Here is a 21,971-nt window from a genome sequence, read left to right as displayed (position 1 = left end):
TCGGAATCCGGCATGCGGGAAAACGATACAGTCGCGGTTTACTTCGTTCATAGCATGTTGCACGCGCTGCGCGACCAGCCAGCACGGGCGGCGCAGCTGTTGCGCGAGGCTGGCATTGACCCGCTGGTGCTCGATGAACCTGCCGCGCGGGTGCCGGCCAGCGCCTTTACCCGGCTCTGGCTGATTCTGATCCAGGCCCTGGAAGACGAGTTTTTCAACCTGGACAGCCATGGCATGCCCATCGGCAGTTTCGCCCTGATCTGCCGGGGCCTGATCCAGGAGCCGAACCTGGGCAAGGCGCTGCGCCAGTGCCTGAGCAATTTCGCGCTGTTTTTGCAAGACGTGCGCGGCAGTGTGTCAATCAAAGGTGCGCGCGTGGTGATCAGCGTGCAATCGCAGATCGACGACCCGCTGACCCGGGTGTATGCCGAAGAAACCTTTCTGGCGTTGGTCATCAGCCTGTTGTGCTGGCTGGCTGGGCAGCGCTTGGTGATCGACCGCACGGCATTGACCGACCAGCGTCCGCCACAAGACGACGATCCACTGCTGTGGGGCCCCAACCTGCAACTGGGCGCCGGGGTCAGTGAAATCGAGTTCGCCGCGGACTACTTGCGTTTGCCGGTTGTGCAGGACCTGGCGGGGCTGAAAACCTTCCTGCGCAGTGCGCCGCAGTGGCTGGTCATTCGTTATCGCAATCAGAATGGCCAGGTGGCCCAGGTGTATCGCTACCTGCGCGAGCGCGAGCAGGGGGAGTGGCCAACGCTGGTGGCCATGGCCAAGCGTCAGGGCTTGAGTGCCAGCAGTTTCCGGCGGCAACTGGAGCGTGAAGGGCGCTCGTTTCAGCAGATCAAAGACGAGGTACGTCGTGCTACGGCATTCGAATGCCTGCGTGAAACGGACATGAGCATTGCCGAGATTGCTGAACGCACTGGGTTCCAGGAACCCAGTGCGTTCCACCGGGCGTTCAAAAAGTGGACAGGAGAAAGCCCGGGTAACTACCGGTTACGCATGGCTGCCCGGCGTTGACAGGTTTTCCAACAAGCCGCGCAAGTGATCTTGCCCGGCCTGGTTCAGGGCAAACACCGGGCGGCGAGGCTCGCCAACCGGTAAGCCCTGGATCGCCAGCCCGGCTTTGACCGTCGCTGGCAAGCCGGCCTTGAGGATGAAATCAAGCAGCGGCAATTGACGGTAGAACACCGCCTTGGCGGTTTTCAGGTCGTTGCTCACCACCGCCTTGTACAGCGCCTGGTTAAGTTCGGGAATCAGGTTGGCCGCCGCCGTGCACCAGCCACTGGCACCGGCGATGAACGCTTCCAGCGCCAGCGGGTTGCAGCCGTTGTAGAACGGTACTTTGCCTTCGCCAAGCAGCTGCAATTTATGCATGCGCTGGATGTCGCCGGTGCTCTCCTTGACCATGGTGACGTTGGGCACTTCGCGTACGATGCGCAGGATCAGTTCCACCGACATGTCGGTACCGCTGGTGACCGGGTTGTTGTAGAGCATGATCGGCACGTCAATGCTGGCGCCGATCGCTCGGTAGTGCTCGAAAATCTCCGCTTCGCTGAGTTTCCAGTAAGCAGTTGGCAGCACCATGACCGCGTCGGCGCCATGCGCCTGGGCAAAGCGGGCGCGGCGGATGGCGCCGGCGGTGGTCAGGTCCGAAACGCTGACGATGGTCGGCACTCTGCCTGCGATGTGCGCGAGGCTGAATTCGGTAGCCTGATCCCATTCGCGGTCGCTCAGGTAGGCGCCTTCGCCGGTACTGCCCAGCGGCGCGATGGCATGTACGCCACCGGCAATCAGGCGGTCGATGGACTGGCCCAGTGCGGGCAGGTCAAGCTGCTGGCCGTCGCTGCTGAACGGGGTGATGGTGTAGCCGATGATGCCGTGGAAAGTCGTGCTCATGAAAGGTACTCCGCAAGAAAGGCAAATAGGGCGAACAATCAGTTCAGGCAGTCGGCATGCACCCGCAGGCACTGGCGCGCATAGTAGTTGAAGGCAGCACTGTGGCGTTTCGGGCGCGAGATCCAGTCGTGGGCTTCACGGCCCAGGGCCGGCTCAATCGGTTTGACTTCGCCGGCAGCCATGGCCAGCAGTTGCAGCTTGGCTGCGCGCTCGATCAATTGGGCGATGACACAGGCCTCTTCGATGCTTGCACCGGTAGACAACTGGCCGTGGTGCGAGAGCAGAATCGCGCGCTTGTCGCCCAATGCGGCACTGATAATTTCGCCTTCTTCATTGCCGACGGGCACGCCCGGCCAGGCTTCCAGAAAAGCGCAGTCTTCATACAGCGGGCACAGGTCCATGTGCGACACCTGCAGCGGCACTTCAAGCATCGACAGGGCGGCGACATGGGTCGGGTGGGTGTGAATGATGCAGTTCACATCCGGACGTGCCCGGTACACCCAGCTGTGAAAGCGGTTGGCCGGGTTGGGCATGCCTTGGCCTTCAAGCACTTCCAGGTCTTCATTGACCAGCAACAGGTTACTGGCGGTGATTTCATCGAAACCCAAGCCCAGTTGTTGGGTATAGAAGGTGCCAGGTTGCGGCCCGCGGGTACTGATTTGCCCGGCCAGGCCCGAATCGTGACCGTTGTCGAACAGAATTCGGCAGGTCAGGGCCAGCTTTTCCCGTGCAGTCCACGTATTATCGGCAAGCGAGCCTTGCATCTGTGTAAGGGCCTGCTTGATCAGGTGGTCCTTGGGCAGTGTCAGAGTCTTGGCCATGGGGATATCCTCAAGGGTAAGAAGAAATGTCAGGCTGGCCCGCCCCCGGCTACTTGGAAGGTGGAGGGGGCGGTCAAGCAGATGACACAAAAAAGGATAAATGACACAATGTGTCATTAGCAAGCAAAAGCTTGCCCGCGGCACTGGGAAAATTGCACCAAATGTCTATCCGATTGAAATTGCTGAGAAAAAAACTGGGCATTACCTTGGAAGTGCTGGCCGAAAAGTCCGGTATGACCAAAAGTTATCTTTCCAAGGTTGAGCGGGGCCTCAACACACCCTCTATTGCCGCTGCCTTGAAGTTGGCGCGGGCGCTGGGGGTCAATGTCGAAGAGCTGTTTGCCGAGGATGCACCGGGCCAGGCGCGCTTCAGCCTGGTGCGCAGTGGCGAACGTCAGCCACTGTCCGGCAGTGGCCACGGATCGGGTTATGCGGTATTGGCCAACCATATCGGCAGCCGCAGCTTGTTGCCGTTCATCATGAGCCCGCCGCACGACTTCAGCGATTCGACCTTCAAGGAGCACCTGGGCGAGGAGTTCTTGTTTGTCCATGAAGGCCAGGTCGAAGTCGACTTCATGAGTGAGCGGGTCATTCTTGAGCGGGGCGATGCCTTGTACTTCAATGCGCAAACACCGCATCGGCTGCGCTCATTGGGCGAGCAGCAGGCGCAATTGCTGGTGGTGGTACACGACGCTGAGGACTGATGGCGATGACTAACCCTTCTCGATTCTGGCGTGACCCGGCACTGCCGTTCATTGAGGCGCGCAGTGTCGAGGATGGGCGCACCGTGTGCTATGCGGCACATTCCCACGAAGGGTTTTCCATCGGCGCGATCACCGCCGGGCGTAGCACCTATGTCAGTGGCGACAGCCATCAACAGATCTCGACCGGGACCGTTGTACTGATGAACCCCGGCGTGGTGCATCACTGCAATCCAATCGACGATGAGCCGTGGTCATACCTGATGCTGTACGTGGACTTGCCCTGGTTGCAGGCCCTCGGGTTTCAGCCGTTCGACGTGCTCAGCAGTTGCTCGCCTTACCTGTACCAAAGGCTGTGCCAATTGCACGCCTTATTGGTAGACGACCAGTGCAGTGCGTCCAGCAAGCACGCTGCGGCACGGATTTTTTTCAGTGAATTGATCCAGCAACTACCGTGCGGCGAGTCGACCGGGCGTGGGCTCAACCCGGGGCTGCTGGTGGCCGCAGCCTTTATCCGCGAGCATTGTACCGAGCCGTTGCGGCTCGAAGACATCAGTGAGGCGGCGGGTTTATCGACTTCCTACCTGATTCGTGCGTTCAAGCAGCACTTCGGCCTGACGCCCCACGGTTACCTACTGGACCAGCGGGTGCAATACGCCCGTGCGCGGCTGCGTCGCGGCGCAATGATCGCCGAGGTGGCGCTGGAAGCTGGATTTGCCGACCAGGCCCATCTGCAGCGCGCGTTCAAACGCCACCTGGCCGCAACCCCCGGACACTATCGATCAGCCCACTAACAGATACAGCGCACTGGCAACCAGCAGCGCTGCCAATACCCGGTTGAACACGCGCACCCGGCGAGCGTTGCCCAGGTAGTGACTGATCAGGCTGCCGGCCCAGGCCCAACTGGCGATCGACAAATAGCAGATGACAAAGTAGATCCCGACAAATTGCCAGAGCAGGGTGGTTTCACCTTCGCCAACATAGGCGCCGACACCGGCCACACTGGCTAGCCAGGCCTTGGGGTTGAGCCATTGCAGGGTGGCGCCAGCAAGCATCGATGGCGCAGCGGGGGCGTTGCTTTGCGCCAGTTCTCCTTGATCGCTGGCCAGCTTCCACGCCATGTACAGCAAAAACGCCACGCCGCCCGCGTGCAGTATCCGCGTCATGCCAGGCCAATGGCGCAGCATTTCGTGCAAGCCCAGGCCGATCAGCAACAGCAACAGGCTGAAGCCCACGGTGGCCCCAGTGACATGCCGCAAGCTTGCTCGCAGGCCGTGCCGGGCACCGCTGCCCAGGGCTACAATGTTGACCGGGCCAGGGGAGATGGAGGCCGCCAGCGCAAAGGCGGCCATGGACAGTGTCAGGCTCATGTGCATTCATCCTTAAGGAGGGAGTGACTGAGTCTGAGGGGCGGACGATTGCCGGTATTGAAGGAAATTACCCTGGCTGCGAATACAGAATTTGAAATAGTTTCGCACTATTAGAAATACCTGCTGCAATTGTAGGATCGCCTCCCCAATTGATTTCAGGTTGATATGACTTCGTTCTCGGAGCCCCCCAGTACCTGGCCGTCCCGGCCATCCCCCCGTCTTTGTGACGTTTCCCCGTTGTTCGCCCGCATGAGTACTCGCCCATGGAATGGCTAGCCGACCCTACGGCCTGGCTGGGCCTTGCCACGCTGATTGTGCTTGAGCTGGTACTGGGTATCGACAACCTGGTATTCATCGCAATCCTTGCCGACAAACTGCCACCGCATCAGCGCGACCGTGCGCGGGTGATCGGTTTGACCCTGGCGTTGATCATGCGTCTGGGCCTGCTGGCCAGTATTTCCTGGATGGTGACACTCACCGCGCCGTTGATCGAGGTATTGGGCAAGACCTTCTCCGGTCGCGACCTGATCATGCTCTTCGGTGGTGTGTTCCTGTTGTTCAAGGCCACCATGGAATTGCACGAACGCCTTGAAGGTCACGTTGCACAAACCAACGGCAGCACTCGCCATGCGGCGTTCTGGCCTATCGTGGCGCAGATTGTGGTGCTCGATGCGGTGTTCTCGCTGGATGCGGTAATCACCGCCGTCGGTATGGTCGAGCAGTTGTCGGTGATGATGATCGCGGTGATTTTCTCGATCGGTATCATGATCGTTGCCAGCAAGCCGTTGACTCGTTTCGTCAACAGTCACCCGACCGTGATCATGCTGTGTCTGGGCTTCCTGATGATGATCGGCTTCAGCCTGACCGCCGAAGGCCTGGGCTTCCATATTCCGAAAGGCTACCTGTACGCGGCCATCGGTTTCTCGATCCTGGTCGAGCTGTTCAACCAGGTGGCGCGTGCCCGTCGCAAGCGCAGCCTGCAGCAGCACCGGCCGTTGCGTGAGCGCACCGCCCATGCGGTGATGCGCCTGCTGGGCGGTCGTCGTATCGAGGCCGACGAGGTGGGTGAGGAAATTGCCGATCTGATCGAAGATGGCGAAGAGCAGGTGCTGTTCGACCGTCGTGAGCGGGTAATGATCAGTGGTGTGTTGAATCTGGCCGAGCGCCCGATCAAGACGCTGATGACGGTACGTGCGAAGGTCGACGCCATCGACCTGGCGCAGTCGCCAGAGGCCATCCGTACGGCCCTGATGCACTCGTCCTACTCGCGTTTGCCGCTGATCCGCAATGGCCGCGTCGAAGAGCCACTGGGCTTTGTGCACAAGAAGGAATTGCTCAAGGAACTGTTGGCCGGCAACGAGCCCGACCTGGAGAACCTGGTACGTGCGCCACTGAACCTGTTGGAAAGCTTCAGCATTCTCAACGCGCTGGAACAGATGCGTAATGAGTCGACGCACATTGCCTTTGTGGTCAACGAGTTTGGTGATTTCACCGGCGTGCTGACCATGACCGACATCCTTGAGTCGATTGCCGGTGAACTGCCCGATGCCAGTGAGGTGGAAGGGCCAGGGATTGTTGAAGACGCAGACGGCTTTGTCGTCAGCGGCGCCCTGAACCTGAGCCAGATTCAGGCGCGTACTGGCTTTACCGCCAAACCCACCGAGGACTACCAGACCCTCGCGGGCCTGGTGATGAGCCTGCTTGACCGACTGCCTGTGGTCGGCGACCACTTGGAATGGAACAACTGGAAAATGACGGTGGTTGCGGTGGAGGAGCGTCGCGTTCGCGAGGTACGCCTTACACCGAGCGCCGTTGCTGGCGAAGCAGGTGCTTGATGCCTTCAAGGATCAGCACCAGCACTGCCAGCCAGATCGGCAGGTAAGTCAGCCACTGGTCGGGGCCGATGGTCTCGCCCAGTAGCAGGGCCACCGCTACCAACAGCACCGGCTCGACATAGCTGAGCAGGCCGAACAAGCTGAACGCCAGCAGCCGGCTTGCCAGCACATAGCAGATCAGCGCCAGCGCGCTGATCACCCCCAACAACGGAATCAGGCCATACAGGGCCGGGTGCTCTGTCAGGTCCTGGGCGCTCAACGGGCCCTGGCTGACAAAGTACAGGGCGGCTGGCAGCAGCAGGCACATGTCGGCCCACAGGCCTCCCAAGTGATCGGTGCGGCATTTGCGCCGCAGAATGAAGTACATCGGGTAGCCGATGGCCACGACCAGGGTTTCCCAGGCGAAACTACCATGCAGGTACAACTCATGGGCGACGCCGGTCGCTGCGCAGACCACTGCCAGCAGTTGCAGGCGTGACAGGCGTTCGCCGTAGACCACACGCCCGGTCAGGACCATGCTCAATGGCAAGAGAAAATAGCCCAGCGACACTTCCAGGCTGCGCCCGTGCAACGGCGCCCAGAGAAACAGCCACAGCTGTACGCCCAACATCGACGACGTCCCGAGCAAACCCAGCAGCAATAGCGGTGATTGCCGGATGCGCTTGAGCAGGCCGGTAATCAGCGGCCAGTCTTTGCTCAGCAGCATGAATACGGTCAGGCAGGGCAGGGTCAGCAATGTGCGCCAGCCAAACACTTCTTCACCGTCCAGCGGGGTCAGCAGCGAGGTGTAGTAATACATCACAGCGAACAAGCAAGACGCCGTGACCGATAAAATGATGCCTTTGGACACGAGGGCCTCTATCAGCAGGAAAAGAAAAGACGCTTAGCCATCGCCCGCGTACATCGGTTGGCCGGGCGGCGACGTCAGGCACTGCGCCTGCAGCGCCTGGATGAATACATCGGCCGACATCGGCCGGGCAAACAGATAGCCTTGCTGGAAATCGACGTTGTGCCGTGCCAGGTAGTCACGTTGCGCTTCGGTCTCGACCCCTTCGGCCACAATACCCAGGCCCAGCTTGCTCGACAGTTCGATAATGCTCTCGAGAATGTGCAGCGACAGGGCGTCACCGCCAATCATCGCGACAAAACTCTGATCGATCTTGAGGTAATCGACCTGGAACTGCTGCAAGTACGCCAGGCTCGATTGTCCTGTGCCGAAATCGTCCAGGGCAATCAAGACTCCCAATTCATGCAGCCCGGCAAACAGTGTGTGGGTGAGTTCAGTGGGAGAAATGAGTTTGCGCTCGGTCAGCTCCAAGGTCAGCCTTACGCTGTTGGCCGGGAAGGCGGCCAGAAAAGCCCGGCAGTCGTCCAGTAGGGCCAGGTCCTGACAATGATCGGCCGTGATGTTGATGGCGATGTGAAAGTCACTGCCCATACTTTCAACGTGGGGCGCCAGGGTCTGGGCGGTACGTTCCAGAAGCCGGCGGGTCATGGGCACGATCTGGCCGCTGTGCTCGGCATAGGGGATGAACAGGTCCGGGCTGACCAGGCCTTCGCGTGGATGCTGCCAGCGCATCAATACCTCGACACCGGCCCAGCCGTAGTCATTCTGGCGTACTACGGGCTGGAAGTACGGCACGAACTCGTCGGCCTCAATGGCACGCTGCAGCTCAGCGCGGGGTGAACTGGCCCGACGCAGTTGCCAGTAACAGGTCACTGCTGCCATCGCGCCGAGCAGAATCAGCAATCCGAACAGGGCCGGGTATTCGCTGCGCATCACTTTGCCGACTTTGCCCTGATCGTACCCACCCAGGATCGAGAAGGGGTAGTGCAATGAACTCAGCTCGCTGACGGCCACTTGCGGCACCGGCCGGGGCCCGGTATGCACCTCCCCGCTCTGGCCCATCCAGTTCGGGCCGACTTGCAAGATCAAGCGGGTGTCATCATCCAGCAGGTGCAAGGCGCCAATCAGATGATCGCCATCGGCCGTACTGATGGCGCCGCGACCATCGGCAGCGGTGCGGTACGCCAGCAAAGGGTGTCCGGGGGTAACCGAATTACCCTGCATCAGCCACAGCCGCCCCTGGAAATAGTCGTTGCTATCGATCACTTCGCGGTAGGTGCCGAACAATGAACTGCAATACAACTCGCCGCGATACTCAAGGTTGGTAGAGCGCACGAAGGCATGCCGGACCACCTGCTCACGCAGCGCCAGTGACTGCGCGGCACAGGGTTGCCCGGCCAGGGGCAGCAGCGCCTGGGCGGCGGCGGAGATATCGTCGAGGATGTGGTCGATCTGCCTGACCACCTGGCGGGTACTGGCCTCGCTGCGACTTTGCAGCTCGCGCTCGGCTTGCCAGTGCATGATCAACAATCCGCAGGCCATGGGCAGGGCGCCTACCAGCCACGGCAACACAACACGCCACAGGCGCCGAGGCCGGCGTTTTACCGAGAATGGCATAGGGACTAACCTGAATAGACAGCATTGTGCAGATGATAGCCGCTCGTCGGAATCGTGCTTGAACTTAAAGTGCGACAAAATGGATTACGCACTGTAGAATCACCTTACGCATACAATAATAAGGTTCCTCGTCGTTGAGGAATCAGCCCGCCGAGAATGGGTCCATATGAAGTGTCATGGGTTCAAGCTGATTTATGGTGACTACCTCGCACGCAGTGTGAGGGGCATCTCCTGCGCACCGCCATCATCGCTCGACATCGATAGCAATTAATTTCTGTTTTAGCGCTTTGATGATGAGGTAATGAGCATGGCCGACATTTTTGAAAACCCGATGGGCCTGATGGGCTTCGAATTCATCGAGTTCGCATCGCCAACCCCAGGCACCCTTGAGCCGATCTTCCAGATCATGGGCTTTACCAAGGTAGCCACCCACCGTTCCAAAGACGTACACCTGTACCGTCAGGGCGGCATCAACCTGATCCTCAACAACGAGCCGAAAAGCATCGCTTCCTACTTCGCCGCCGAACATGGCCCATCGGTCTGCGGCATGGCGTTCCGTGTGCGTAACGCCCACGAAGCCTACGCCCGTGCCCTGGAGCTGGGAGCACAACCGGTAGAAATCGAAACCGGCCCGATGGAGCTGCGCTTGCCGGCGATCAAGGGTATCGGTGGTGCGCCGCTGTACCTGATCGACCGCTTCGAAGAAGGCAGCTCGATCTATGACATCGACTTCAACTTCATCGAAGGTGTCGACCGTAACCCGGTCGGTGCCGGCCTGAAGATCATCGATCACCTGACCCACAACGTCTATCGTGGGCGCATGGCCTATTGGGCGGCGTTCTACGAAAAACTGTTCAACTTCCGCGAAATCCGCTACTTCGACATCAAGGGCGAGTACACCGGCCTGACCTCCAAAGCCATGACCGCTCCGGATGGCATGATCCGTATCCCACTGAACGAAGAATCGTCCAAGGGCGCCGGGCAGATCGAAGAGTTCCTGATGCAGTTCAACGGCGAAGGCATCCAGCACGTTGCCTTCCTCAGCGATGACCTGCTGGCGAGCTGGGACGCCCTGAAGAAGCTGGGCATGCGCTTCATGACCGCGCCACCAGAAACCTACTATGAAATGCTTGAAGGTCGCCTGCCTGGCCACGGTGAGCCGGTAGGTGAACTGCAGGCGCGTGGCATTCTGCTCGACGGGTCTTCGCAGGAGGGCGACAAGCGCCTGCTGCTGCAGATTTTCTCCGAAACCCTGATGGGGCCGGTGTTCTTCGAGTTCATCCAGCGTAAAGGGGATGATGGCTTCGGTGAAGGCAACTTCAAGGCGCTGTTCGAGTCCATCGAGCGTGACCAGGTACGTCGCGGTGTACTGAACGTCGAGTAATCCTGTTCAGCTGCGAAATAAAGGCCATTGAGGGTAACCTCAATGGCCTTTTTTCTGATCAGGTGTGCCGCAGGTGGGCGCGAGGCTTGCTACGCCTGAACAGTCCCCAGTAGGCCGCAGCAGAGGTCATGATGCCAACCAGCAGCAGCGAGGGCAGGACGGCCTGCATAGACTGCTTGATGACTTGCCATGATTCCCCGTCAGGGTATCCGGCAGTGACCGTATAACCATATCGCTGGGAGTTGAGTTGCATGGTGTTCTCGGCATGGTTGGGGATCTGGTAACGCTCGCCGTTGCCGGTCGCCCAAATGTGATGCCCACCAAAATCCAGGCTGAGCACTACCGAATTCTGGAAGCCAAGCAATTCGGCCTGCAACACACGCATGTTCGCGGACGTGACCGCCGCATAGCCGTTGGCCTGCATGCGATACAACAGAATGGCAGAGCCTGGCGTGGCCCGGTCGCTGGTATAGACCCGCAGGCGTCCATTGACATAACTGCCCGGGTCGATCGAAATATCGGTCGCACCATAAAGGGTGCTGCAGTAAATCCTGCCTTCCTTCTCCAGGGCCAGCGAGCGTACGTTTGGTTGCCGGACGGCTTCCTCACGTAGTTGGGGCAAAATTGAATCGCAGCTCTGGCCGGTCAACCTCATGGCCTGTGTGCCGGTGGTTTGCAGGGTCTCGATGACCCTGTCGATGGTGTACACGGCTTCGCGTGCCGTCACTTCGATGGTTTCTTCTTGTTTGCGGTCGACTTGCAAGGTCAATACAAGCATGCCGCAAGCGATCGGCGCCAAACCGATCAGGAGGGTAACCAGAAATTCGATCAGGCTACGCCCGGCGTGGGAGTGTGGAACCATGAATGGATGCCTCTATGCTGAACGGAGGGTCAGCATAGAGAACTGAATCTTAGGCGCCTGTAGGCTTCACTGTCAGCCGTTGTAGTACCCTTCAGCGTGATAGCCCGGTCAAGCGCGCATGTTCCCAGACAGCGCCTTGATCACCAGTTCCGCTACCGCGCCTCCAGAGGCGGGGTTCTGGCCAGTGACCAAACGGCCTTCTTTCTGATCGGCGATGGCAAATGCCTGCCACGGGTCTTCTGCTTTGCGGTACAGGCCTCCGCGGGCGCCCAGCTCGGTTTCGGTCAGGAAGGGCACGACTTTGTCCAGCTCGGCCAGTTGCTCTTCGACGTTGGAGAAACCGGTGACTTCACGATCCTTGACCAACAGGGTGTTGTCACTGAGCTTTATATTGAGCAATCCGACGGCACCGTGGCAGACCGATGCGACCACGCCGCCGTTTTCGAAAATCTGTCGTGCCAGTGCTTGCAGATCGGCGTTGTCGGGGAAGTCCCAGATCACGCCATGTCCACCGGCGTAGTAGATCGCACTGTAGTCTTTGACCCTGACCTGACCGGGGCTGAGCGTGGTGCCCAGGCGGTTCATAAAGGCCTTGTCGTTGTACCACTGCCAGTCGATGTCTTGAGCCAGGCTCAGGCTGTGGGGGTCGATGGGGACATAACCCCCGGCCGGGCTGACGTAATCAACCCCGTAACCCGCCTGCTGGACCTTGTCGACAAAATGCACCGCCTCTCCCAGCCAAAGCCCAGTGGCGCGCTTGAGGGTCGGGTATTTGGCCGTGTTAGTCAGGACCACCAACATCTTCTTGCTCATCATCAGGCTCCCTTGATGGGGCGCACCCGGCCGACCCGGATCGCCAAGGTAAACCCCTACAGCATAGTTGTACCTGGTAGGGATGCCATGCCCGCTGGGCGCTGTGCTAGGCTCTGCATGAAAAGATTTGATACTCGGTGATGCTGCGTTGAAAACAGCCTCGGAATGCTCATTTACAACTCGTAAACTCCGCTTCCTCGGCTGTTTTCGCCTTGCCTGACCTTCGTCTCAAATCTTTTCATGCAGAGCCTAGCCTTGCGATAACCCTGTAGCTGACATCGGAGTCAAATGCCCTATGAGCACTATCACCACACAAACGGATGAGTTCATGCAGGCCGCCATCGACGAGGCGCGCAAAGGGTTGGCCGAAGGCGGTATTCCGATTGGTTCGGTATTGGTGCATGGCGGAAAAATTATCGGCCGTGGGCACAACCGGCGCGTGCAATCGGGCAGCGCGATCCTGCATGGCGAAATGGATGCGCTGGAGAATGCCGGCCGACAACCGGCGAAGGTTTATGCCGAGTCCACGCTGTACACCACCTTGTCGCCCTGCGCGATGTGCAGCGGGGCGATTTTGCTGTACGGGATCAAGCGGGTGATTGTCGGTGAAAACCAGACGTTCATGGGCGAAGAAGCGTTGCTCAGCTCGCGTGGCGTCACGCTAGACGTTCAACACAATGCCGCCTGCATCAGCATGATGAACGACTTCATTGCCGCGCGGCCGGAGCTGTGGAACGAAGACATCGGCCGTCAGGACTGACTGGAGGTGACACCGTTGCGCTGACTGGTCAAGCGCTCCAGCAGCAGGTAGACCACTCCGGCAACAAGCAATGGTACGAGGAAATACACCGCCCGGTAGCCGATCAGCGCCGCTAACAACGTACCTTTGCCGTAGTGGGCGTGCAGCAAGGTGAGGAACACTGTTTCCAGCACGCCCACGCCTGCCGGTATGTGGGTGATGACCCCGGCGATACTGCTGATCATCAGTACGGCCAGTATTGTTGGGTAACCTACCTTGTCCGGCAGCAGGGTGTAGACCACCAAGGCCATCAGCGCCCAGTTACTGGCTCCCATGAGCAGCTGCAGTGCGGCCATGGGCAGGCTGGGCAGGGTGATTTCATGATCGCGCAGTTGCCAGGTGCGCCGTCGGGCGAAGCCGCAGGCCAACAGGTAGCCCAGCACGGTCAACACTAATAGCAAGCCGGTCAGGCGCAAGCCGCTGCTGCCGATCTCAAAGCCTGCCGGTAGCGGAGGAAGCCCACAGAGGAACAAAGCGCCCGCCAGGCAAAGATAGCCTGTCCAGTTGGTCAGCAGGCCCAGGCTGAGTATCCGGGTGATGGTTGCCAATGAGAGGCCAAGGCGGGTGTATAACCGATAGCGCAGGGCAATGGCGCCAACCCAGGCGCTCAAGTTGAGGTTGAAGGCGTAGCACACGAACGCCAGTGGCAGCACCTGCGTCGCTGGCAGTTGATGCCCGGTGTAGCGTCGCCCGACCAGGTCGAAACAGCTGAACAGGGCAAAGCTGCTGGCGCTGACCAGGCCGGCCAGCGCCAGGGTTTGCCAGCGGTAGGCGGCCAATGCGTGGCGAACTTCCTGCCAGTCCAGATTCTTCAGCAGGGTGTACAGCAACACGGGTACCAGAATGAAGAACCCCAGGGTGAGGAGCTGTCGGGCGCGATGCCAGTGTCCCGAGTGTATGCTCATGTGGCCTTACCGGAGGGCTGCTGCTCGTCTACGTTTATCAGCGGTTGCAGATGTGGCACATGGGCCGGAAGCCAGCCGACCATGGCAGGAAAATGGCGTATGAAGTGAAAGGTCAGGAAGATCAGCGGCGCACGCCACCAGTAGCCACGGAGCACGCGTTGCAGGCTCACCGGATTGCAGCGCTGCACGCACAGCGCCTGCAGATGCTCATGCAGGCATTCGTTGAACGAGGCATCGTGGATGATCAGATTGGCTTCAAGGTTCAGTGACAGGCTCAAGGGGTCGAGGTTGCTTGAACCCACGGTAGACCAATGCCGGTCTACCAGCGCCACCTTGCCGTGCAGTGGCCGCTCGCAGTATTCGAAAATGCGCACGCCGTCACGCAGCAGGTAGTTGTAGAGCAAGCGTGAACACAACCGTACCCAAGGCATATCGGGCCTACCTTGCAGCACCAGGGTGACTTTCACGCCACGGCGGGCGGCATTGCGCAAGGTTCGCAGCAGGCGATAGCCCGGAAAGAAATAGGCATTGGCAATGGTAATGCGTTCCCGTGCCGCCTCCAGCGCTTTGAGGTAATGCCGTTCGATGTCGTTGGGGTGGTCCTGGTTGTCGCGAATGCTCAGCATCATGCTGGCCTGATTGCTGTCGGCAGCCAGCGGCAGGGCCCGTTGCCACCAGCGACGGCTGCGCTGTTGCAAGCAGGTGCACTGCTCAAGCAGCGCTAGTGTAGCGTTACGCAGGTCGGTGACGATCGGGCCTCGCACCTGGACGGCGTAGTCCTGTTTAGCCATTGGGCCGAAGTCGCCCAGATGATCGGCGCTGTAGTTGATGCCGCCGACATAGCCGACTTCGCCATCGACCACCAGAATCTTGCGGTGCAAGCGGCGAAACAGGTTGGTGCGCATCCCAAGGCGCTTGGGGCTCGGGTCGAAGGCTTGCAAATGCACGCCCGCGTCATTCAGGGCCTTGATGTAGTCACCGCTCAGGTCGGCGGTGCCGTAACCATCCACCAGCATTTCCACGCGCACGCCACGCTGCGCTGCATCGATCAGCAGGTGTTGTAACTGCCGACCGATTTTGTCTTCGAAAATAATGAAGGTTTCAAGCAGGATCTCTTCGCGGGCCTGTTCGATGGCGGCGAAGACACTCGGGAAGTAAGCCTCACCGTTGATCAACAGCTGTACTTGGTTGTCTGCCCGCCATTGCGCGTTCACAAACGTACCTCCACGGTTAAAGGCAGGTGGTCGGACAAGTGCGTCCAGGGTTTGCGCGACATGACTTTGGGGGCGTGGCCTTGAGCATTGCGCAGGTAGATGCGGTCCAGGCAGAGCAGGGGCCAGCGCGCCGGAAAACTTCGCGCCGGGCGACCAAAGGCTTGGGTGAACACTTCCTGCAGCCCGCTCAGCGCCAGAGGGGCGTCGGCGCATCGGCGCCAGTCATTGAAATCGCCGGCAACAATGACCGGTGCTGCGCCTGGCAGCGTGTCGAGCACACCACAGAGAAGCTGCAACTGTTGCTGGCGCTGGCGCTCATCCAGGCCCAGATGCACGCAGATGGCATGCAGCTCCCGACCACGGGGAAGGGCCAGTACCGAATGCAGCAAACCACGCTGTTCGCTGCCTTTGACGCTGATATCGAGATTGTCGTAACGCACGATCGGGTACTTTGACAACAGGGCGTTGCCGTGTTCGCCGTCGGGGTACACCGCGTTGCGACCATAAGCGAACACCGGCCAGAGGCTGTCGGCGAGAAACTCGTATTGAGGTACATCCGACCAGTTGCGGTGACGCAAGCCATGACGTCGATGGCTGCCGAGCACTTCCTGAAGAAACACCAGATCGGCGTCTTCACTGCGCACCGCTTCGCGTAGCTCGGGCAGCACATAGTGCCGGTTCAGCGCGCTGAAACCCTTGTGGGCGTTGACCGTCAGGATGCGTAGATGATCCACGGTAGCGGCCTCGGCCAGGGCATCTGCCGGGTGTGTCTGGTGTGGGGTCGCATCGCGCTGTAGGGCGGGTGACGAGTCGCTCACCGGGAGCCTCCTGTGATAGGAGCAGGCAGTGTTCGCTGGTGGCGTCCACTGTTGCTGCACTATCACTGGACCACGGCATCGAGGCGCAGGTTCACCCGTATTGCCCGACGGTCAGCGTGCTGCGTTACAGGCCTTGCTGTACCAGCGGGTCGTCGGGGTTGAGTTGTTCCAGCTGCGCCAGCAGCACTTGCACGTTCTGCATTTGCCCGGTTTCTTTCCAGTACTCAATCAACAACACCCTGGCCTTGCGGTTGGCCGGGTCGCGGGCTAGTAGCGCCTCCAGTTGTTTCTGCGCCGGTTCCACCTGCTCCAGTTGGTGCAGCGCGGTCGCCAGGGTATAGCGGTACTCATTGTTGTCGGGTTCAAGTTCCAGGGCGCGGGCGAAGGCCAGCAAGGCGTACTCGTCCTGGTCGTGACGCAGCAGCCAGCGCCCGAGCTCATGTTGTAGGAAGGCCGAATCCGGGCGTTGTTGCAGGGCAGTGGCCAGTACCTGACGCGAGGCGTCGGTCTGGCCCTGGCGTTCGAGGATCTGCACCTGAACGGCCAGGGCTTCAAGGTTGTCCGGGTCCAGCTGTAAGGTTGTTTGCACTGCCGCAGCGGCTTCTTCCAGGCTGTTTTCGTGCAAGTACAGCTGGGCCAGGTGCAGTTGTGCCGCGATGTCGTCGGTTTGTTGTGCCAGCGCCTGTTGGTATTGCTCCAGTGTGTGCTGGAAGGGACCGAAGTACAGGCCGATATCGTCCGGGCCGAGCCCCAGCAGGGCATCGACCACAGCAAAGCGCACACTGAGGTCTTCGTCATCGAGCAAGGGGCCGAGGACCAGGCTGCGCTGGGCGTCGGGCAACATCGCCTGAATGCTGGCAATGGCCGCCCGGCGTACCAGGGGATCGGCGTGCTGCAGGTCAGCACTGGCCAGTTTCAATGCCAGGGGCGAGGGGTAATTGGGCAGTTCTTCGTATAGGCCTGCACGGCGAATGGCGGACAGGTCAGTGCGCCCCAACTGCTGATACAACACCCGGGCGGCACCGGGTTGGCCGTTATGTGCCATGGCCAGGGCCTTGACATAGGTGTGCTTGAGTACGGGCGTAGGGGCCGGGCTGTCATCACGCCAGAAGTAGCCGCCAAGGCCCAGCACAACGAGCAGGATCAGGCTGATCAGGGTGAATTGGCGCTGTTTCGACATGGGTGGATCCGAAGCTTGCAACTGGCAAAGGCACCAGCTTGGGACAGGGGAGGGGTTTGCGTCAAATACTGGGGCACATGTGGGAGTAACTGTCTTACAGGGCTTTGCCCGAAGTGACCATTGACCATGAAGCCAGCTCCTGGTGGGAGCTGGCTTGCAAGCAGTGGTTTTTACGGCCGCTGCGCAGCCGATCGCGGGGCAAGCCCGCTCCTACCGGACCCACAAAAAAGCCCCGCGAGTGTGAACTGGCGGGGCAAAGGGCCGGTCAGAAACCAACCAAAGGAGCTGTTGAATCAGTTGATGTCGGCCACATTCTCAGCTTGCCAGCCACCGCCGAGGGCTTTGTAGATGGCCACGATGCCTCGGTACAGGTCGACCTCACCCTGAGCCTGGGCGTCTTCGGCGCTCAGGCGTTCGCGTTCGGCGTCGAGCAGCACCAGGTAATCCACGGTGCCTTCGCGGTAGCGCACCGAGGCCAGCTCGGCAGCCTTGCGGCTGGCTTCGCTCTGGCGCAGCAGGGAAAGCAGGCGTTGCTGGCGCTTGCTGTAGTCACTGAAGGCATTCTCCGACTCTTCCAGTGCCAGCAATACCTGCTGTTCGTAGTTGGCCAGGGCGCCTTCGGCATCGGCATTGGCGCCGCGCAAACGCGCGCGCACGCTGCCCAGGTCGAACGCTGCCCAGGTGATGCTTGGGCCCAACGCCCAGGCCTGGGCGGCCGATGAACCCAACTGCGAGCCGCGGGCGGCAGTAAAGCCGAGGAAGCCGCTGAGGCTAACCCGCGGGAACAGATCAGCCGTCGCCACACCGACGTTGGCAGTGGCGGCAGCCAGTTGCCGTTCGGCACTACGGATGTCCGGGCGCCGTTTGAGCAGTTCGCCCGGATCACCCACCGGCAGGGCCTTGGCAATCGCCGGCAGTTGTGCCGGTGCCAGGTCAACACTCAAGGCATCGGGGCGCTGGCCCAGCAAGGTCGCAATGCGGTTACGCGCCCGCACCTGTTCGGCCTGCAACTGCGGCACCGTCGCTTCTACCTGCGCCAGGCGGGCATCGGCGCGTACCACATCGAGGTCGTTGCCGACCCCAGCGTCACGCAGGGTTTCGGTGATGCCACGCGAATCCTGCTGGGTCTTGAGGTTGGCCAGGGCGATTTTCTCGCGCAGTTGCGCGCCCCGCAGCTGACCATAGGCATCGACCAATTCGGCAATCAGGCTGACTTGCAGTTGTTGCAGGTCGGCCTGGGCCTGGTCCTGCTGGGCTTCGCTGGCTTCCAGTTGGCGCTGGATACGGCCGAACAGGTCCAGCTCCCAGGACATGTCCAGGCCCAGGTCGTAGCGTTCGCTGTTGACCCGGTCGTCGGTCTGCCCTGGGATCTGGCCCTTGCCGAGCTCACTGCTGGCCCGGCTGGTCACAGTCGGCAGGGCGTCGTTGCTGACGTCGTCACGGATCGCCCGCGCGGCCTTGAGCCGGGCGAAGGCCACGCGCAGCTCACGGTTGCCTTGCAGCGATTGGCTGACCAGTTGGTTGAGCACCGGGTCGTCGAACTGCTTCCACCAAATGCGCTCAAAGCGGCTGCGATCAAAGCTGCCCTTGGCTGCTGGATCGTTGGCGGCGCTCAGCTGTGCGGCTGCAGTGTCGGGTGCCTGATAGTCGGGGCCAACCGCGCAAGCCGACAACGCCAACAGCAGCAGGCTGGGGGCCCAAAGTTTCAAACGGTTCATGCATGGCTCTCCAGCTTCAGCGCACGGGCGGCTTTGCGGGCCTGTTGGCGTTCGACATAACGGCGGATCAAGACAAAGAACACCGGCGTCAGCAGCAAGCCGAAGATGGTCACCCCGATCATCCCGGAGAACACCGCCACGCCCATGGCATGACGCATTTCAGCACCGGCACCGGAGGAGAACACCAGCGGTACCACACCCATGATGAAGGCAATCGAGGTCATCAGGATCGGCCGCAGACGCAGGCGGCAAGCTTCCAGAACTGCGGCCAGCGGGTCGAGGCCTTCGGCCTGTTTGTCCTTGGCGAACTCGACGATCAGAATCGCGTTCTTGCACGCCAGCCCCACCAGTACGATCAAGCCGATCTGGGTAAAGATGTTGTTGTCACCGCCCGACAGAATCACCCCGGTGATGGCCGAGAGCAGGGTCATCGGCACAATCAGGATTACTGCCAGCGGCAAGCTCCAGCTTTCGTACTGCGCAGCCAGCACCAGGAAGGCCAGCAGTACACACAGCGGGAAGACGAACAATGCAGTGTTACCGGCAAGAATCTGCTGGTAGGTCAGCTCGGTCCATTCGAAGGTCATACCGTTAGGCAGTTCTTCCTTGAGCAGCTTCTCGATGGCTTTCTCCGCCTGGCCAGAGCTGTAGCCCGGCGCGGCGTTGCCGTTGATCTCGGCGGTGATGAAACCGTTGTAGTGCATCACGCGGTCTGGCCCGGAGGTATCGCTGACCTTGATGAAGGTCGCCAGCGGAATCATCTCGCCCTGGTTGTTGCGCACCTTGAGCTGGCCAATTTGTTCGGCCTCCAGACGGAACTGCTGCTCAGCCTGAACGTTGACCTGATAGGTGCGGCCAAAACGGTTGAAGTCGTTGGCATACAGCGAGCCCAGGTAGATCTGCAGGGTGTCGAAGATGTCACTGATGGCCACGCCGTGGGTCTTGGCTTTTTCCCGGTCGATGGCAGCATCGACCTGCGGTACGTTGACCTGATAGCTGGTAAACAGCCCGGCCAGCTCCGGCACGTTATGGCTCTTGGCGATGATGTTCTGGGTTTCCTTGTACAGCGCCTCATAGCCAAGGTTGCCACGGTCTTCGATTTGCAGGCGGAAGCCACCGATGGTCCCCAACCCCTGTACCGGCGGTGGTGGGAAGATCGCGATGTAGGCGTCCTCGATGTCGGCAAACTGTGCGTTCAATGCATCGGCAATGGCAGCCGCTGACTGGCTCGGGTCTTTGCGCTCATCGAACGGCTTGAGCGGGGTGAACACGATGCCGCTGTTCGGGCTGTTGGTGAAACCGTTGATCGACAGGCCGGGGAAGGCCACCGAATCGGCAACGCCCGGTTGCTTGAGGGCGATCTCGCTCATCTTTTTGATGACCGCTTCGGTGCGGTCCAGGCTGGCGGCATCTGGCAGCTGGGCGAAGGCCACCAGGTATTGCTTGTCCTGAGCCGGAACGAAACCGGTCGGAGTGGACGAGAAGCCCAGCCAGGTCATACCAATCAGGCCGGCGTACACGAACAGGGCGATGCCACTGCTACGGATGACCCGACCGACAGTGCCGACATAACTGTGGCTGGCGCGGTCGAAGAAGCGGTTGAAGGGGCCAAACAACCAGCCACCGAGCAGGCGCTCCAGCACACGTGAGAAGCGATCCTTCGGCGCGTGGTGCTCTTGCAGCAAGACCGCAGCCAGCGCAGGCGAGAGGGTCAGCGAGTTGAACGCCGAGATCACCGTCGAGATGGCAATGGTCAGGGCGAATTGCTTGTAGAACTGCCCGGTGAGCCCGGAAATGAACGCCGCCGGTACAAACACCGCGCACAATACCAAGGCCGTGGCGATGATCGGCCCGGTCACTTCACCCATGGCTTTTTGCGTGGCTTCCAGCGGCTTGAGGCCCAGGCCGATGTTACGTTCGACGTTCTCCACCACAACGATGGCGTCGTCGACCACGATCCCGATGGCCAGCACCAGGCCGAACAGCGACAGGGCATTGAGCGAGAAACCGAACAGGTGCATCACCGCGAAGGTACCGATCAAGGATACCGGCACAGCGACCAGCGGAATGATCGAGGCGCGCCAGGTCTGCAGGAACAGAATCACCACCAGTACCACCAGCACCAGGGCTTCGAACAGGGTGTGCACCACCGCTTCGATGGAGCCGCGCACGAACACGGTGGGGTCGTAGACGATGCTGTAGTCCATGCCTTGCGGGAAGTCTTTCTTCAACTCGGCCATTTTCGCGCGCACTTCATCGGAGATTTCGATGGCGTTCGAACCTGGACGCTGGAAGATCGGAATGGCCACCGCAGGCTGGTTGTTCAGCAGCGAGCGCAGGGCGTACTGGCTGGAACCCAGCTCGACCCGGGCGATGTCTTTGAGGCGGGTGATTTCACCATCGGCGCCGGAGCGGATGATGATGTTCTCGAACTCTTCTTCGCTGACCAGGCGCCCTTGGGTGTTGACCGACAATTGGAAGCTGGTGCTGCCCGGTGCGGGCGGTGCGCCCAGCTGGCCTGCGGCGACCTGACGGTTTTGCTCACGAATGGCCGCCACCACATCGCTGGCAGTGAGGTTACGCGACGCGGTCTTGTTCGGATCGAGCCATACCCGCAGCGAGTAGTCGCCCATGCCGAACAACTGCACATCGCCGACACCACCCAGGCGCGCCAGCTCATCCTTGATGTTGAGGATGGCGTAGTTGGACAGGTAGAGCATGTCGTAGCGATTGTCCGGCGAGGTCAGGTGCACAACCATGGTCAGGTCAGGCGAGGCCTTGTCGACGGTAATACCGATACGAGTCACTTCCTCTGGCAGCTTGGGCTGGGTGCGGGTCACGCGGTTCTGCACCTGCACCTGCGCATTGTCCAGGTCGGTTCCCAGGGCGAAGGTGATGGTCAGGGTCAGCTTGCCGTCGGCGGTGGACTGCGAGGACATGTACAGCATGTTCTCGACCCCGGTGATCGCCTGTTCCAGCGGCGCGGCCACGGTCTCACCGATCACCTTGGGGTTGGCACCGGGGAAGTTGGCGCGCACCACCACGGTCGGCGGCACCACTTCAGGGTATTCACTGATCGGCAGCTGGAACAGCGAGATGCCGCCAGCAATCAGGATCAGCAGCGAGAGCACGGCAGCGAAAATCGGCCGAGTAATAAAGAACTTGGAAAAATTCATCGGACC

General features: G+C 60.4%; 19 protein-coding genes. 6 read left to right on the top strand and 13 right to left on the bottom strand.

Going from position 1 to position 21,971, the window contains the following annotated elements:
- Positions 1-12: 12 nt before the first annotated feature.
- Complete coding sequence (locus tag E1573_RS14845) at positions 13-1,026, top strand: AraC family transcriptional regulator (RefSeq protein WP_133214928.1); 1,014 nt, start codon at positions 13-15, stop codon at positions 1,024-1,026.
- Here the strand turns inward: E1573_RS14845 and E1573_RS14840 are convergent.
- Both E1573_RS14840 and E1573_RS14835 read right to left on the bottom strand, forming a co-directional pair.
- Positions 1,003-1,905 (bottom strand): dihydrodipicolinate synthase family protein, encoded by a 903-nt coding sequence (locus tag E1573_RS14840; RefSeq protein ID WP_133214926.1) that lies wholly within the window; start codon positions 1,903-1,905, stop codon positions 1,003-1,005. The genes E1573_RS14845 and E1573_RS14840 overlap by 24 nt on opposite strands.
- A gap of 38 nt (positions 1,906-1,943) precedes the next feature.
- Positions 1,944-2,726 carry an aldolase gene (locus E1573_RS14835; RefSeq protein WP_133214924.1) on the bottom strand — a complete coding sequence of 261 codons (783 nt, stop codon included), beginning with the start codon at positions 2,724-2,726 and terminating at the stop codon, positions 1,944-1,946.
- A 161-nt stretch (positions 2,727-2,887) separates the two neighbouring features.
- On the opposite strand from E1573_RS14835, the gene E1573_RS14830 reads away from it, so the two are divergent.
- Positions 2,888-3,430 (top strand): helix-turn-helix domain-containing protein, encoded by a 543-nt coding sequence (locus tag E1573_RS14830; RefSeq protein WP_133214922.1) that lies wholly within the window; start codon positions 2,888-2,890, stop codon positions 3,428-3,430.
- Positions 3,431-3,435: 5 nt separating this feature from the next.
- Entirely contained in the window at positions 3,436-4,221 is a 786-nt protein-coding gene (locus tag E1573_RS14825) for an AraC family transcriptional regulator (RefSeq protein WP_133214920.1), read from the top strand.
- Here E1573_RS14825 and E1573_RS14820 read toward each other — a convergent pair.
- Positions 4,210-4,797, bottom strand: coding sequence for a LysE family translocator (locus E1573_RS14820; protein WP_133214918.1), 588 nt, complete (start codon positions 4,795-4,797; stop codon positions 4,210-4,212). The two genes, E1573_RS14825 and E1573_RS14820, sit on opposite strands and share 12 nt — an antisense overlap.
- Positions 4,798-5,060: 263 nt before the next feature.
- Here E1573_RS14820 and E1573_RS14815 point away from each other — a divergent pair, with 263 nt between their 5' ends.
- Positions 5,061-6,632 carry a TerC family protein gene (locus E1573_RS14815; RefSeq protein ID WP_133214916.1) on the top strand — a complete coding sequence of 524 codons (1,572 nt, stop codon included), beginning with the start codon at positions 5,061-5,063 and terminating at the stop codon, positions 6,630-6,632.
- Here E1573_RS14815 and rarD read toward each other — a convergent pair.
- Entirely contained in the window at positions 6,595-7,482 is an 888-nt protein-coding gene (gene rarD / locus E1573_RS14810) for an EamA family transporter RarD (RefSeq protein WP_133214914.1), read from the bottom strand. The genes E1573_RS14815 and rarD overlap by 38 nt on opposite strands.
- Positions 7,483-7,515: 33 nt before the next feature.
- Entirely contained in the window at positions 7,516-9,096 is a 1,581-nt protein-coding gene (locus E1573_RS14805) for an EAL domain-containing protein (RefSeq protein ID WP_133214912.1), read from the bottom strand.
- A gap of 307 nt (positions 9,097-9,403) precedes the next feature.
- Between E1573_RS14805 and hppD the strand changes: the two genes are divergently transcribed.
- Positions 9,404-10,480: a 4-hydroxyphenylpyruvate dioxygenase gene (hppD, locus tag E1573_RS14800; RefSeq protein WP_133214910.1), complete on the top strand. Its 1,077-nt coding sequence runs from the start codon at positions 9,404-9,406 to the stop codon at positions 10,478-10,480.
- A gap of 58 nt (positions 10,481-10,538) precedes the next feature.
- Here hppD and E1573_RS14795 read toward each other — a convergent pair whose 3' ends face one another.
- On the bottom strand, positions 10,539-11,342 hold the full coding sequence (locus E1573_RS14795) for a CSS-motif domain-containing protein (RefSeq protein ID WP_133214908.1): 804 nt from the start codon (positions 11,340-11,342) through the stop codon (positions 10,539-10,541).
- 108 nt (positions 11,343-11,450) lie between these two features.
- The gene (locus tag E1573_RS14790) at positions 11,451-12,155 is read right to left on the bottom strand and encodes a type 1 glutamine amidotransferase domain-containing protein (protein ID WP_133214906.1); all 705 of its coding nucleotides are present in this window, start codon (positions 12,153-12,155) and stop codon (positions 11,451-11,453) included.
- A gap of 295 nt (positions 12,156-12,450) precedes the next feature.
- Here E1573_RS14790 and E1573_RS14785 point away from each other — a divergent pair, with 295 nt between their 5' ends.
- Entirely contained in the window at positions 12,451-12,915 is a 465-nt protein-coding gene (locus E1573_RS14785; RefSeq protein WP_133214904.1) for a nucleoside deaminase, read from the top strand.
- Here E1573_RS14785 and E1573_RS14780 read toward each other — a convergent pair.
- From E1573_RS14780 to E1573_RS14755, 6 genes are all read right to left on the bottom strand, one after another.
- Entirely contained in the window at positions 12,906-13,859 is a 954-nt protein-coding gene (locus tag E1573_RS14780) for a YbhN family protein (protein ID WP_133214902.1), read from the bottom strand. The genes E1573_RS14785 and E1573_RS14780 overlap by 10 nt on opposite strands.
- Positions 13,856-15,073 carry a cardiolipin synthase ClsB gene (gene clsB / locus E1573_RS14775; protein WP_133214900.1) on the bottom strand — a complete coding sequence of 406 codons (1,218 nt, stop codon included), beginning with the start codon at positions 15,071-15,073 and terminating at the stop codon, positions 13,856-13,858. Before clsB ends, E1573_RS14780 begins: the two co-directional genes overlap by 4 nt.
- A complete protein-coding gene (locus E1573_RS14770) occupies positions 15,070-15,825 on the bottom strand; it encodes an endonuclease/exonuclease/phosphatase family protein (protein WP_133215096.1) in 756 nt (251 codons plus the stop codon). The genes clsB and E1573_RS14770 overlap by 4 nt, the downstream gene beginning before the upstream one ends.
- Before the next feature lie 190 nt (positions 15,826-16,015).
- Positions 16,016-17,071: a tetratricopeptide repeat protein gene (locus E1573_RS14765; RefSeq protein WP_133214898.1), complete on the bottom strand. Its 1,056-nt coding sequence runs from the start codon at positions 17,069-17,071 to the stop codon at positions 16,016-16,018.
- A 293-nt stretch (positions 17,072-17,364) separates the two neighbouring features.
- Complete coding sequence (locus E1573_RS14760) at positions 17,365-18,789, bottom strand: efflux transporter outer membrane subunit (RefSeq protein WP_133214896.1); 1,425 nt, start codon at positions 18,787-18,789, stop codon at positions 17,365-17,367.
- Positions 18,786-21,965, bottom strand: coding sequence for an efflux RND transporter permease subunit (locus E1573_RS14755; RefSeq protein WP_133214894.1), 3,180 nt, complete (start codon positions 21,963-21,965; stop codon positions 18,786-18,788). Before E1573_RS14755 ends, E1573_RS14760 begins: the two co-directional genes overlap by 4 nt.
- Positions 21,966-21,971: the final 6 nt, after the last annotated feature.

The organism is Pseudomonas sp. H9 (assembly GCF_004353925.1).
Classification (GTDB): Bacteria; Pseudomonadota; Gammaproteobacteria; order Pseudomonadales; family Pseudomonadaceae; genus Aquipseudomonas.
This window is presented reverse-complemented; position numbering and strand designations above follow the sequence as displayed.